The organism is Peptostreptococcus russellii (assembly GCF_003012055.1).
Taxonomy (GTDB): Bacteria; Bacillota; Clostridia; order Peptostreptococcales; family Peptostreptococcaceae; genus Peptostreptococcus; species Peptostreptococcus russellii.
In genome coordinates this window covers 149,190-164,254 of the sequence record NZ_JYGE01000003.1, presented here as the reverse complement: position 1 = coordinate 164,254, position 15,065 = coordinate 149,190, and the positions used below count along the sequence as shown (strand labels likewise).

Sequence of the window (15,065 nt, the reverse complement as noted above, 5' to 3'; positions counted from 1 at the left end):
AATAACATCCTTTCGCTGCGTGATATCCATATATACTATTATAGCATATACTAAGCATTATTATATAGTCTAATTTGCATATTTTTTTAATAAATTTTAAAAATTTTGTTATAATTTACTTTTCTTAATTAAAATCATAAAATTAATAATTGTAACTAGCTATAGCATACTTTTCTTAATATTTTCAGCTTTTTTTTTAATAAAGTATCTTTTTATCTTTTATTTCAATCTAAAAGAAAACCACACACCTATTGTTTTTTTTAAAACAAACTATTTTGTGTGCAGTTTTGATTTTATATTTATATCTTTTTGTATGTTTTATTACTATATTTTTTATTAACCTTCATATAAATTGCTTGATTGGAACTCTGCATCACAAGTTACATCTATTCCCAACTTTCTAAATGCCTGCTCATCACTTTTAGATAATATTACTGTCGAATGAGCTTGACAATTTTTAAGCAAAGATAATCTATTCATAGCATATTGTGCAACTGGGTTTGTAACAGCACTAATACTTAATGCCATCAATACTTCTTCTGCACTCAAAGACACATTTCTACTCTTTAGTACATTCTTTTTCAAATTAATAATTGGTTCCAATACAGCAGGAGATATAATATGCATATCATCTTGAATTTCAGCCAAATATTTAATTGCATTTAATATTACAGCTGCCGAACCATTCATAAGGCTAGAAAACTTACCAGTCATAATCTTCTTATCAGCCAATTCAAGAGCTACAACAGGACATATTCCATCTACATGGTCACAGTCATCATTTCTATAAGCTCTTGCAACTTTTACAACAGCTCTATCTTCGTCTTTTAATCCAAGCTCTTCCATTATCATTTTCATTCTTGAAACAGCTTCTTTATCTATTCCACCCTTTTTATATTCGCAAAGAGTTTTAAAATATCTTCTTATTATTTCTTGTATAGCAGCCTCTCTTACTACTTCATCATCTGTTATTCCAAAGCCAACTCTATTAACGCCCATATCAGTAGGTGATTGGAATACACTTTCTTTACCAGTTATTTTTTCTATTATTTTCTTTAAAACTGGGAATAACTCCAAGTCTCTATTATAATTTACTGTTGTTTCTCCATATTTTTCTAAATGGAAAGAGTCTATCATATTTACATCTTTCAAATCTACTGTAGCTGCTTCATAAGCTATATTTACAGGATGCTTCAAAGGTAAATTCCACACAGGAAATGTCTCATACTTTGAATATCCAGCTGTTACACCTCTTTTATTGTCATGATAAAGCTGGCTTAAACAAGTACCTAACTTACCACTATTTGGACCTGGAGCCGTCATCACTACAATCGGCTTTGTTGTTTCAATGAATGGGTTCGCTCCAAAACCTTCTTCACTTACTATTGTATCTACATCAGTAGGATATCCCTTTGTAGGTTGGTGTCTATATACCTTTACACCTCTTCTTTCAAGCTTATTTATAAATATCGTTGCAGCTGGCTGATTTTCATATCTTGTAATTACTACTGAATTTACATCTAAATTGTAGCCTCTAAGATCATCTATCAACCTCATTACTTCCATATCATAAGTAATACCTAAATCTCCTCTTACCTTGTTTCTTTCTATATCACCTGCATACACACAAATAACTACCTCTACTTGATCCTTCATATGGCTAAGAACTTTTATCTTTGCATTTTCATCAAATCCAGGCAAAACTCTCTTTGCATGTAGGTCACCTATTAGTTTACCACCAAATTCTATATACAATTTATCATAATTGTTAACTCTTTCTAAAATATATTTGGACTGTTCCTCTAAGTATTTATTGTGGTCAAAACCTATTTTCATCTGCACTCTCCTATATTAATTAAATTATTTTAGATAAATTCTAATAAAAACATTGACAATTCAAAAATAATGTAATAAAATAGAATTCCATCACAAATTCATTTTATACATTGACATGTGGCTTTTTTGCTGCGTGTTTTTTTTTCGAATTTTTAACTAAGTATTTATTATACAACTTTTCTTTTTAAAATTCAAGTTATATATTTATTTTATTAATCAAAAAAATAGTATTATCTTTATTTAAAGCCCTTTTTAAAGTATTTTCTCTTTTTTTTAAATTTTATTAATTATCAAAACTAATATTTTTTCTTTTTAAATTATGACTTACTGAACATACTTTTAACGTCATTCATTCCATCCTTGATTTCAGATCTTGAAAAATTATTTCTATTCAACTCATCATCGCTTAAATCCATAAGCATCGTATAGAATTCTCCTGCAATAAAAAGCATATTTATAGATCTACTTTTTTCCAAACTTGCAAACAAAACATCTTCAGCTTCATTGATTTTACTTTCTAAAACTAGCCTTTTAATATCAATCAATATAAACTCTTCATTTGGAGAATATACTATATCAAAATCATCTAAATCACTATATTTTTTACCCAATAATTCTTTAAATACCAATTCTCTGTTTTCATTTTTTAATCTATCCACCAAGCCCATACTATCACCCCTTCTATACTTCTATACTTCTATACTTCTATACTTCTATACTTCTATACTTCTATACTTCTATACTTCTATACTTCTATACTTCTATACTTCTATACTTCTATACTTCTATACAATATTATACACGATTTTAAGTTAATTATTACAAATTACAATCATATTTTTATTATTAAGATTTTACATTACTATATAATCATAGTATTATTTTAAACTATCATATCCATTATACAACTACAGTATTATAAACTATTGTTTTTCACATAAAAGAAAGCCCCTATATCAGAGGCCCCTTTAATACATAACTATACTTAATATTGAATATTACTCATATATTTCATTTTTATATCTACTTTTTATCACTTTTATCGTCTTTATTTAATTTTTCATCAGATTCTTCAACACTGTCTATTATTTTTTTATCTAAGTCATTTGCGAGCTTCTTTATTTCTTTAGATATTTTTTTATTCTTAGTCTCATCAGACATAACTTCCTTAATTCCCTTAAATGTTCCTAAAAAATTCACAGCTTCTGAAGGCAATACAAGCTTTGATGACTCTCCTTCACCAAGTTTTTCAAGAGCTTCCATAGATTTAATTGCAAGTATATTATCATCTACATCAGAATCCTTTATAGCCTTAAATACTATTTCAATTCCTTCTGCCTTAGCTCTTTGAGTCTCTCTTATAATGACTGCTTCACCCTCTGCTCTAGCAGAAAAAGTATCTCTTATTGCCTCTGCTTCACCTTGTGCCTCAAGTATCTTTGATTGTCTTTCGCCCTCAGCCTCTCTTATCATAGACTCTTTTTTGGCTTCTGCTCTAAGTATTGCAGACTGTTTCTCTCCCTCTGCTATTAGAATTTTAGATTGCTTTTCTCCTTCTGCCTGAAGAATAGACTCTCTTCTTTCTCTCTCTGCTCTCATCTGTTTTTCCATAGCTGACTGAATGTCTTTTGGAGGCATAATATTTTTAAGTTCCACTCTATTTACTTTAATACCCCAGATATCAGTTGCTTCATCTAATATCGTTCTCATCTTTGTGTTGATAAGATCTCTAGAAGTAAGTGTTTCATCAAGATCAAGATCTCCTATGATATTTCTTAGTGTAGTAGCTGTTAGATTTTCAATTGCAGATATAGGATTCGCTATTTCAAATACATAGCTCTTAGGATCTGTTATCTTGTAATAAACTACTGTATCTATTTGCATAGTAACATTATCTTTAGTTATTACTGGTTGTGGAGGAAAATCTACTACTTTTTCTCTCATATCTATCATATAACTCATTGAATCTATAAATGGAACTAAAAAATGTATCCCAGTTTTTGCTTCTTTATAAAACTTACCTAATCTCATTATTATCCCAACTCTTGCCTGTTTCACGATTCTAATACACCTAAAAGCTAGGATAATTAAAAAAGCAATTAGTAAAACCATTAAAATATTTTTAAACATACTTTCCTCCCATCAACAATAGACTTTCTAATTTTTTAAATAAATTTCTCTTCTAAACAATTTTTTTCAATAAAGTATAGCTTTTATCTTTTGCAAAACTACTTAATCTCTTCTACTATCAGCTTTACACCTTCAATAGACTTTACTACTACCTCAGAACCAATCTTAATCGTCTCATTATCATTTAAGGATACTGCTGTCCACTCCTCACCTTTTACTTTGACTATTCCTACTTCTTGAGGAGTTATTTCCTTTACAATAAAGCCTCTTTTTCCTATTACAGCATCAATATTTGTATCTACACTTACCCAGTGAGTATTGTCTTTATCTCTATCAATTTTAATTAATTTTTTGGTTGCCAAAAATAGTAATAAAAAAGAAATAACTAGAAACACGGCTATCTGTATTGGAATACTATTCGTAAAATAAGACACTACTAGTGCACAAAATGCTCCTATTGTAAACCAAATCATAGTAAGACTAAGTGTAGCAGCCTCAATAATTGCAAATGCAATCGCAATTAAAATCCAGATTCCTTTTATACTTAGTATCATAGCTTTTTCTCCTTTTTAATTTTCTTATTATTTAATCTTATTATACAGTAACTTTAACTCACTTGCTATTACTTTTAATAATTCGCTTGCTGTGACCACCTGTTTTTCTTTATATATCTTATCTCCGCAAAGTCCATGTAGATATACTCCTATGCAAGCTGCTACAAATATGTCATATCCTTGTCCACAAAGAGAGGTAATAATGCCAGTAAGAGCATCTCCCATTCCGCCGTTGGCCATTCCACTATTACCTGTTGTATTTACCATAGTTCTTATTCCATCTGTAACAATGGTATTTTTCCCCTTTAAAACTATTACTATTTCATTTTCTTTTGCGTATTTCTCAGCATAAAAAATTCTATCACTTTCTATCTCTTCAATACTCAGTCCTGTAAGTCTAGAAAACTCTCCCAAGTGAGGAGTTAGTATACACTGAGAGTCTTTATTTAAAAAGCCCTTCTCAAATACATTTATCCCATCAGCATCAATAACTACTGGCACATCTATATTATCTAGCATTTTCTTTAGAAAACTCTTTGTTTGACCAGTATTTCCCATTCCAGGACCTATTGCAAGGGCATCTACTTCCCTCAAAATCTTTTCCAATCTATCACTATCTGAGTATTGGCAAGTCATCGCCTCTGTCAGCTTTGAAGCTACAATCCTTTGAGTATCTTCTGTACATATAAGAGTAGTCAGTCCAGATCCAGTATTTACTGCTGCAGAGCTAGATATATATGCTGCACCGTAAAATCCAGTAGAACCCGCTGCTATTGCTACCTTTCCAAAATCTCCCTTGTGCATACTATCTTTTCTTATCATCAAATTGTCTAGTATATAGTTTTCATCTATAAAGCTAGGCAGTATGTCAATATCATTATAGAATTTATATGGTACACCTATATCCTCAACATATATTTCTCCTAAGTATTTTTCACTGCTATATCTCAAGAATCCTCTTTTAAAAAACTCAAAACTTATAGTATAGTCAGCTATAATGGAAACTCCCATCACCTCTCCTGTTGTTCCATTTAGACCTGAAGGAATATCTATTGATATTGTGTCGTAGTTATATTTTTCCTTATTTTCATTAATCATTTCTATCAAATCTTTATAATCATTTTCTATATTTCTATTTAACCCAGCCCCAAATATACAGTCTATTACTTGGTCAGTAGACTTCAACACTTTTAATATTTCTTCTTTTCTCTTATCTAGACTATCAATATGAATATGATCAATTCCCATATTGGTACATATATCAAAGTTTATTTTTGCACAGTGACTCATTTTATCTAGATTGCCTATTGTAATAATTTTTACATCTTTAGCCATATTAGATAATTTTCTGGCTATTGCAAAGCCATCACCACCGTTATTTCCACTTCCACATATAATTGAAATTTCCTCTACTTCAATGTTTCTTTTATGTCCTATCTTCACTATTCTTTCAAATGCAGAGTTAGCAGCATTTTCCATCAAAATTATCTCTGGTATTTTATATTTTTCAATACAATACTTGTCCATCTTTGAAGTAAATTCCGATTCTGCTATATACATAAAATCCTCTCCTTTTCAGTTAATCAATTTCTTTGTATAAGTGACCCTTACTAAACTCTCTGTCTATATTTATCTTAGAATCTTTTATATCTATATTATAATCCAAACCACTTGCATATCTTGCTGTTTTTATAAATTTATATACAATCTCTTGAATTTCTTCCTTTTTTTCAAATGATAAAGCTATTTCTATAGAATTAATTCCTTCATTGTATAATTTTTCCAAATCATCTATCAAAAGTACTGTCTCATCTGAGTATATTGTAGTTCTACAATTTTCATCCTGAGCAAGTCTAAATTTTTCTCCCTGTTCAGATTCCAATAAATAGTTGCTTTTTTTACACATTGCATCTCTTTTATTTTTTTTACAATCTTTAGTTAATACTCCCATAGGACAGTACTCGCTAATCATCATCTCAGTCTTTCCATATGCTAAATATTCTATATTTGAGTTATTAATTATTTCTTTTGATAGATTCTTTATCTGCATCATAGACATCTCTTGAGAAAGACATATCTTTCCAACTGATTTATTATAGTAGTTTATAGACTCATCATTCATAACATTCATCCAAGAAGATATGAATACTTTTTTATTAGGGAAGTTTTTTTCAATAAAGGACATTTCACCATAGTTTGCCACTCTAAAAGCCTCTAAGTAGTCTATTTTTTCTTTTGAAATGCTTAAAAGCTTTCTATATATATTTTTCTCCATACTTCTTATTATTCTTGGCATATAATAAGCTATTTTTTTATTACTTTCTTTGGCTAGATCTATAGCTTCCTCTAAACTGTAGACATCTCTATAATAAATACAATCTATATCCATATCTTTTATTGCTTCTACTTCTTCTATTGTATTACAAGAAACATTTACCAACAGAGCTTCACTTTTCAATTCTTCATTTTCATATTTTTTAATTGATTTATCTTCTATCTTTTCTTTAGATTTATACTCTTTTAAAATATTACTTCTATCTACATAGACTCTTTTGTCAGATAAAGTGTCTATTGCCATTCTTCTCAAATTGTTTAATTCACTAATCGGAAGACTTACTCCATCTTCTATAATTGGAGTAAACTCTTCTAGCATATATGGAGTATCTCCCATTTTTGCAATTTGTTTTCTAGCTTTTTCTTCTGATATAGATACTTTTAGTGCCTTTTCAACCTTCTTGTCGCCTTGAACTTCCACTTTATTTCCATCTATATCCTCTAAAATAAGCTGAGCCTTTTCTCCTAGCTTTAATTTTAAACTTGCCTTTAAAGGTATTTTTATATATTCCTTGTCTTCTTCATATGTTTTTCTTACTCTATCCATCAGCATTCCATCACTGGTTTTAAATACTTCTGTTCCCTTTGGAATATCTCCTATATAATCAATTTCTACTATTTCTCCAGGAGCTGCATATTCCATTACCTTCTTTCCTTTTAAGACCCTACCAACAGTTCCTCCGCCTATATTAAGACCATCACCTTTTTTCAAACTTTTTTCAAGTTTTATTTTAAGCCTCTTAGATTTTGTATTACATGACAAGACCTTGCCTATATATAAACCTCTATTATTTGGTTTTTCTGAGTTCATCACAGATGCACCAACTTCTCCCAATATATATCCATGAGTGAACTTTCTATTGAATATAGTGTATAGTTCTTCTAATCTTTCATCATCTACTTTACTTTCATTATTTTCTATATAGTTTACTATTGCATCACGATATGCAGATACTACTGTGGCAACATACTCTGGCCTTTTCATTCTACCTTCTATCTTCAAAGATAATATATTTGAATCAATAATAGCTCCTATATTCTCTATTGTGTTTAAATCTCTAGGACTCAACAAGTACTGACCATCTGTTTCTATATATGAGTCTTGCTCTATATTATACAGTTGATACTTTTGTCTACATGGCTGAGCACATCTTCCCCTATTACCTGATCTTGTTCCAAGTACTGAACTCATCAAGCACTGACCTGAGTAGCAAACACATAAGGCTCCGTGAACGAAAACCTCTATATCAACATTCGAATTATCAGTGATATATTTTAATTCATCAACATTTAACTCTCTCGCCAGCACCACACGGCTAAAACCTATTTTCTCTAAATATAATACATCTTCCAAAGAATGAGCTGACATCTGAGTGCTCGCATGTAGTTCAAAATCAGGTAATTCTTTTTTAATCATACTAGCCATACCTATATCTTGAATAATCAATGCGTCTATCTCTTCATTATGTAAAAACTTAATATATTCTAAAAAAGCTTCCTTTTCATCTTGTTTTATCAAAGTATTAACTGTTACAAATACTCTAGTTCCTCTTATATGAGCATATCTTACAGCTTCTTTTAATTCCTCTCTATCAAAGTTATTTGCACTTGCTCTAGCACTAAATTCTTTTCCACCCAAATATACTGCATTTGCACCATTTTGTACGGCTGCCTTTAGCGACTCAAAGCTTCCAACTGGAGCCAGTAATTCTAATTTTTTATTCATACAATCAAGACATTTTACATATAGTAAATTGCCCTTGACCTCCTTTCAATCCTTCATATAAACATTTATAAAATGTCTTATCTTTTACTTTTACTTTTACTTTTACTTTTACTTTTACTTTTACTTTTACTTTTACTTTTACTTTTACTTTTACTTTTACTTTTACTTTTACTTTTACTTTTACTCAATTATATAAAATTTCAAAGAGGACTACAAATATTTTACTGTAGTCCCCTTCCTAAAAACTATTTTTCGTTTTGCTTATCATTTTTCTTTTCGTCTTCTTTTACATTTTGTTTCTCATTTTTTAATTCTTCATAGTTTAACTGAAGATTATATGCCTTATTTTGAAACTCAGTTGCCATACTTTCAGCTACAGCCACCTTTTTTTCCATATCCTTTACTTTCATCTCCAAAGACTTTATCTTTTTTTCTGATTCTTCATCAGATTCCTTAGTTGCTTTTGCCTTTGTCTGAACTTTAGATTTTTTAAGAGTTTCAATTTCCTTATCTTTCTTTTCTATAACATCTTCTAGCTCTTTAATCTTTCTTTCTAGTTCCTTAGAATTTCTCTCTGAATCTGCTAACTTGGCAAGAACAGAATCAAATTCTTTCTCAACATCTTCTGTTGTAGAGTGATATCCATCTTTTAATGAATCTATTCTCGTCTGTAATTCTTCTATTTTCTTTTGACCCTCAAATAGTTGGTCTACAATATTTACTGAAGTCAATATTGTTGCGTCAACTTTATTTAATTTAGGAGCTGATTCTCTTACTTTGTTTAGCTTATTGTCAATATATTTAGCTACTTTGACAATTTCCGCCTCTTCTCTTTCACCTACTACCTGATATTCCACACCATCAATTGTCACATTAACTTTTTTCATTCATATTCACCTCATTGTAATTATCAATTCTATTATATCATAAAGAGATTTATAATTCTATAATTTATTGAATCAAAAAAGTTGCTAACATCCTTATATTTCAATATGTTAGCAACTTTTATATTATCTTATCTTCTCAAAACTTTGTTAGATCAATATATTATGAAATTAATTCATTTATATATTTTTACTGTTCTCTTAACTTTGCATCTAGTTTTTCTTCTAATTCTTTCAATATATTTTCATGTACAGATGATATATCTGAATCAGTTAGAGTTTTTTCTAGACTTCTGTAAACTATTGAATACGCTATTGATTTATAACCCTTTTCAATCTGATCACCCTTGTATACATCAAATAATTCGCAAGCTTCTACAAGTCCTTGTCCATTATTTTTAATTACAGATTCAATTTGTGCTACTTCAATATCATCTTCTACTAATAATGCTATATCTCTTGTGATTGATGGATACTTTGGTAGTGGCTTAAATATTATAGTAGGATCTGATATTTTATAGGCTTCATCTAAATTAATCTCTGCTATATATATTCTCTTAGAGATACCGTAGTTTTCTTGAACTAGAGGATGTATCTCACCAATAGTCGCTAAGTGTGTACCATTAGATACTATATTTGCACATCTTCCTGGATGGAAAGAAGTGTTTTTAGAATCAGAAATATATTCGTGCTCACCAAGACCTGTTCTTTCAAATATTTTTTCAACAATACCCTTTAAGCTAAAGAAGTCTGCTTCATCACCGCAAAGACCTATACATATACGAGTCTCTTCCACTCCTGCCATATCCTCTGGAGTAAATACATGACCGCACTCAAATATAGAAACTTTTTCTACCTTACGAGAAGTGTTAGTATACAATACATCTAACATATTTGGTATCATAGTAGTTCTCATTATTGATGTATCCTCTCCAAGAGGATTTATTAATTTTACTACTTCTCTTAGCTTTGACTCTTGTGGAACTCTTATCTTGTCTAATCCTTTAGGGCTAACAAATGAATAAGTTAAAGTCTCATAAAGTCCACATGATATAGCAGTTTCTTTTACCTTGTCTATATATTTTTGCTTATCACTTTTCACTCCTGCTGTAGTATTTCCTTGTAGCTGAACTGAAGGTATATTTTCAAAACCATATATTCTAGCTATTTCTTCAAATACATCTGCTTCTTGCTGTATATCTAGTCTAAAATCTGGTATTCCAAGAACTAATTCATCTTCACTTATTAAGTTACATTTAAACTCTAAATCTTCTAGTATCTTACAGAATTTTTCCATAGATATATCAATACCAATTCTATTGTTAATTCTCTTTGGGCTTATTGTTATAGTTTGCTCAGCTTGTTTCACTGGATTAACATCAACTTCACCCTTCATCACCTTACCTGCTCCTAGTACTTCAATCAATTGTAGTGCTCTTTTCATAGCTACTTCTGCAGTAGATATTGCTATTCCTTTTTCAAATCTTGAAGAAGATTCACTTCTAAGTCCAAGAGACTTTGATGTACGTCTAATATTTTCACGATCAAAGCATGCACTTTCTAACATAATTTCCTTAGTGTCAGCCTTTACTCCAGACTCTTCTCCACCCATAATACCTGCTATACTAAGATTTTTCTCACCATTTGTTATCATAAGCATTGTAGAGTCAAGCTTTCTTTCCTGCTCATCAAGAGTTATAAAAGTATCTCCATCGTTTGCATTCTTTACAACAATAGTATTATTTTCTATTTCTCTCATATCAAATGCATGCATAGGTTGACCAAACTCTAACATTACATAGTTTGTAATATCTACTATATTATTTATAGGTCTTACTCCAGATTCAATCAATCTTCTTTGCATCCAATAAGGTGATCTCTCTATTTTTACATCTGTAACTCTTCTCGCTATATATCTTTGACAAAGTTCAGGATTTTCAATACTGACACTTACATCATTTTGTGCATCAGACTCTTCTTTTACTTCAATTTCAGGATATTTTATTTTTTTATCAAGAGTAACTGCTGCTTCTCTTGCTATTCCAATAATAGATCTACAGTCAGGTCTATTGGAAGTAAGTTCAAAATCTATAATTGCATCAGTTAAGCCAAGTACTTCTCTAATATCTTGTCCTGGAGTATAGTTTTCTTCCATATCTAAGATAAATATACCATCTCTTTTATATTCTTCTATATACTTTTCATCTATGCCTAATTCTTTTGAAGAACACATCATTCCATTTGACTGGATTCCTCTAAGAACTCCATTATATATTTCCACTCCACCTGGAAGTTTTGCCCCGTCAAGTGCTAGAGGAATATAGTCTCCAACTCTAATATTTTTAGCTCCTGTAACTATTTGTATTGGCTCTTTTTCTCCAACATCTACCTGAGTTACAACTAATTTATCAGCATCCGGATGCTTCTCTATTTCAACAATTTTTGCAACAACAACATTTGAAATATTTTCTCCAAGGTATTCAACTGTTTCAGTTTTTGTACCTGTCATAGTCATTTTATCCCCAAATGTTTGTGCATCTACATCTATATCTACATATTCTCTTAACCATTTTAATGAAACTAACATCTACATACCTCCTATTTAGAACTCATCCAAAAATCTTATATCATTTTCAAACATCAGTCTTATATCATCTATTCCATACTTTAACATTGCAAGTCTTTCAACTCCCATACCAGCTGCAAAACCGCTATAAATTTCTGGGTCTATTCCACAATTTTCTAATACATTAGGATGAACCATTCCTGCTCCTAATATTTCAATCCAACCTTCACCCTTACATACTGGGCAACCCTTACCGCCACACTTAAAGCAAGTAACATCTATTTCAGCACTTGGCTCTGTAAATGGGAAGTTATGTGGTCTAAACTTTGTATTTGTGTCAGATCCGTATAGCTTGTGTACAAATGTTTCCATAGTACCCTTAAACTGTGTAAATGTAATATCTTTTCCAACCACAAGCACCTCTATCTGATGAAACATTGGTGAATGTGTAGCATCTGGGCTATCACTTCTAAAGCATCTACCCGGAACTATTATTTTTAATGGTAAATCATTGTTTTTTGCCACTTCTCTCATAGTTCTTACCTGAACTGGAGATGTCTGTGTTCTAAGGAGTATATCATCAGTTATATAGAAAGTATCAGACATATCTCTTGATGGATGATTTTTTGGTGCATTTAAAGCGTCAAAGTTGTTAGCTACTGTTTCGATTTCAGGACCTTCAGCTATAGAGAATCCCATCCCCATAAATATTTCCGTTACCTCATCTATCATCTTACTTATTATATGCTTTTTGCCTATATCATAGCTTTTTCCAGGCATAGTCACATCTATTTTTTCAAGCTCTAATCTCTTGTCTAGCATAGAAGCCTTGATTGCTTCCTTTTTTTCATTTACAGAGTTAGTAATCATCTCTCTTACTTCATTTCCAAGCTTACCCATTATAGGTTTTTCCTCAGCTGATAACTGCCCCATTCCTTTTAAAATCTTAGTTAAGTCACCCTTTTTACCTAGTAAATCAACTCTTAGTTTTTCAACATCTTCCATAGTCTCAACAGATTTAATTCTTTCTTCTGCCAATTGTCTTAATTCTTTTAATTTTTCTTGCATATTATTCTTCCTTTCTAAATTCTAATATAAGAACTCTTTTAATAACTTTATCTCTTTTAACTTTTTAGAGAATTCTTTTAATTTGAGTAATAAAAAAAGACCTTTCATCCATAGGGACGAAAGGTCTGAAATCGCGGTACCACCCTAATAGTCTATAAAATTTCTATAGACCACTCAAAAGTTTAACGCACATCACGTCTTTACTTACTATTATTTCAGAAAAGCTGCTCCAGAGCGAACTTCCAAAAGTATCACAAATAGCTTTTCACCAAACAGCTATTCTCTGCATTGTAACACAAAAGTACTCTTCTCTTTCAAAGCATTTAATTTATTATAATTTATAGTCTTTTGATAATTAAATTAAGTGATTTAATATATCAACCTTGTATGTATTGTATCAAATGTTTTTAAATTTTGCAATATTTTTTTATATCTAGCACTTTAAAAATCTTGTTTTTTCATCTAAAAATTAATTTGATACATCAATAAAGCTGCTGATATTGCTACATTTAAAGACTCTGCCTTGCCTATCATAGGAATTTTGACAAGAATATCAGAATTATCTATCCAAAAGTCTGATATACCATTAGCTTCATTACCTACTACAAGGGCCGATCTATCAGAGTACTTTATCTCATTAAAATAATTATCAGTATTTAGGTAGCTAGATATTATTTCAACTTTATTTTCTTTTAAAATCTTCAAAATATCTTCATCATCTGATGATACTATATCCATATAAAACATAGATCCCATAGCTGATCTTACAACCTTTGGATTATAGACATCTACACATCCCTTTGTCATAATTATCATATCAAAACCTGCAGCATCAGCCGTTCTAATAATAGTCCCAAGATTTCCTGGATCTTGCACCCTATCTAATATAATTATTTTTTTATGCTTTTCTCTATCAAAGTCATCTATACTTATCTTACTCATATTAATTATGGCTATAATCCCCTGAGTATTTTCTGTACTAGATATTTTATCAAATAAATCATTTGACAGAACAAAACAAGTATTACTTCTATCTAGACTTTCTAATATCTTTTTATTTGTCTCTTCCTTAGAAAAATCTTCATTTACAAATACACAATCAATACTTGCATTGTACTGAAGGGCAAGCTCAATAGTTCTAAGCCCTTCAGCTAAATATTTTTTCTCTTTATTTCTAAACTTTCCCTTTAAAAGGGACTTTGCCAATTTATATCTATCATTATCTTTACTTTTTATAAAAATCATATTTTTTCCTTAAACTGTATATTTTACCATTTGCCTGAAGATACCTTCAAGGCTATACCCTCTATCAACTTTGTGTTACCAGCAATTACAATGATATCATCTTCTTCAAATACTTTATTTGGATTTGCTGGAACTTCAAACTTGTCTCCTCTTTTTATACCTACAACATTTATTGCATACTTCTTTCTTACACTTAATTCTTTTAGATTACTCCCCACCCAAGAACTAGGAACTGTTAACTCAAATATTGAATGTGTATCATCTAGCTGCATATAATCAACTAGATTATCAAATGTTAATGCTTTCGATAATTTTACTCCCATATCATGCTCGGGAAATACTACTCTATCAGCACCTATTTTTCTTAAAACATCTGCCTGAAGTTTATCAGTTGCCTTACTTATAACATATGGGACCCCAAGATCTTTTGCAAGAAGAGTTGCCATAATAGAGGCCCTTAAATCAGTACCAATACAAACAATAGCAACATCGAAATTTCTCAGTCCAATATTTCTAAGAGCTGATTCATCAGTAGCATTTACAATTGCCACATTATCCATAACTTCAGATAATTGCTGTATTACTTTTTCATCATCATCTATTACCATTACTTCTTGACCTGCTTCTACAAGTGAGGTAGCCAAAGAAGTACCAAATCTTCCTGCTCCAATTACTATATACTGTTTCATAAAATCCTCCCAGAGATATCAATATAATATATT

General features: G+C 30.5%; 11 protein-coding genes and 1 other annotated feature. All 11 genes read right to left on the bottom strand.

Annotation, left to right across the window (positions count from 1 at the left end):
- Positions 1-336: 336 nt before the first annotated feature.
- Entirely contained in the window at positions 337-1,836 is a 1,500-nt protein-coding gene (locus UF10_RS02825; protein ID WP_106776306.1) for a DUF1846 domain-containing protein, read from the bottom strand.
- A gap of 317 nt (positions 1,837-2,153) precedes the next feature.
- Positions 2,154-2,504 (bottom strand): DUF6483 family protein, encoded by a 351-nt coding sequence (locus tag UF10_RS02820; RefSeq protein WP_106776305.1) that lies wholly within the window; start codon positions 2,502-2,504, stop codon positions 2,154-2,156.
- 355 nt (positions 2,505-2,859) lie between these two features.
- Positions 2,860-3,966, bottom strand: coding sequence for an SPFH domain-containing protein (locus UF10_RS02815; RefSeq protein ID WP_106776304.1), 1,107 nt, complete (start codon positions 3,964-3,966; stop codon positions 2,860-2,862).
- Positions 3,967-4,064: 98 nt separating this feature from the next.
- Positions 4,065-4,520, bottom strand: a complete 456-nt coding sequence (locus UF10_RS02810) for an NfeD family protein (protein ID WP_106776303.1) — start codon at positions 4,518-4,520, stop codon at positions 4,065-4,067.
- A gap of 27 nt (positions 4,521-4,547) precedes the next feature.
- Positions 4,548-6,080 (bottom strand): NAD(P)H-hydrate dehydratase, encoded by a 1,533-nt coding sequence (locus tag UF10_RS02805; RefSeq protein WP_106776302.1) that lies wholly within the window; start codon positions 6,078-6,080, stop codon positions 4,548-4,550.
- A 19-nt stretch (positions 6,081-6,099) separates the two neighbouring features.
- Positions 6,100-8,580: a U32 family peptidase gene (locus UF10_RS02800; RefSeq protein WP_106776301.1), complete on the bottom strand. Its 2,481-nt coding sequence runs from the start codon at positions 8,578-8,580 to the stop codon at positions 6,100-6,102.
- Between the two features lie 245 nt (positions 8,581-8,825).
- A complete protein-coding gene (gene zapA / locus UF10_RS02795) occupies positions 8,826-9,467 on the bottom strand; it encodes a cell division protein ZapA (protein WP_106776300.1) in 642 nt (213 codons plus the stop codon).
- Positions 9,468-9,654: 187 nt separating this feature from the next.
- On the bottom strand, positions 9,655-12,051 hold the full coding sequence (pheT, locus tag UF10_RS02790) for a phenylalanine--tRNA ligase subunit beta (protein WP_106776299.1): 2,397 nt from the start codon (positions 12,049-12,051) through the stop codon (positions 9,655-9,657).
- A 15-nt stretch (positions 12,052-12,066) separates the two neighbouring features.
- A complete protein-coding gene (pheS, locus tag UF10_RS02785; RefSeq protein WP_106776298.1) occupies positions 12,067-13,098 on the bottom strand; it encodes a phenylalanine--tRNA ligase subunit alpha in 1,032 nt (343 codons plus the stop codon).
- A 109-nt stretch (positions 13,099-13,207) separates the two neighbouring features.
- Positions 13,208-13,425: a binding site (T-box leader), on the bottom strand.
- A 135-nt stretch (positions 13,426-13,560) separates the two neighbouring features.
- Positions 13,561-14,343, bottom strand: coding sequence for a TrmH family RNA methyltransferase (locus tag UF10_RS02780; protein ID WP_207654560.1), 783 nt, complete (start codon positions 14,341-14,343; stop codon positions 13,561-13,563).
- 23 nt (positions 14,344-14,366) lie between these two features.
- The gene (locus tag UF10_RS02775) at positions 14,367-15,032 is read right to left on the bottom strand and encodes a potassium channel family protein (protein ID WP_106776297.1); all 666 of its coding nucleotides are present in this window, start codon (positions 15,030-15,032) and stop codon (positions 14,367-14,369) included.
- Between the last annotated feature and the right edge of the window lie 33 nt (positions 15,033-15,065).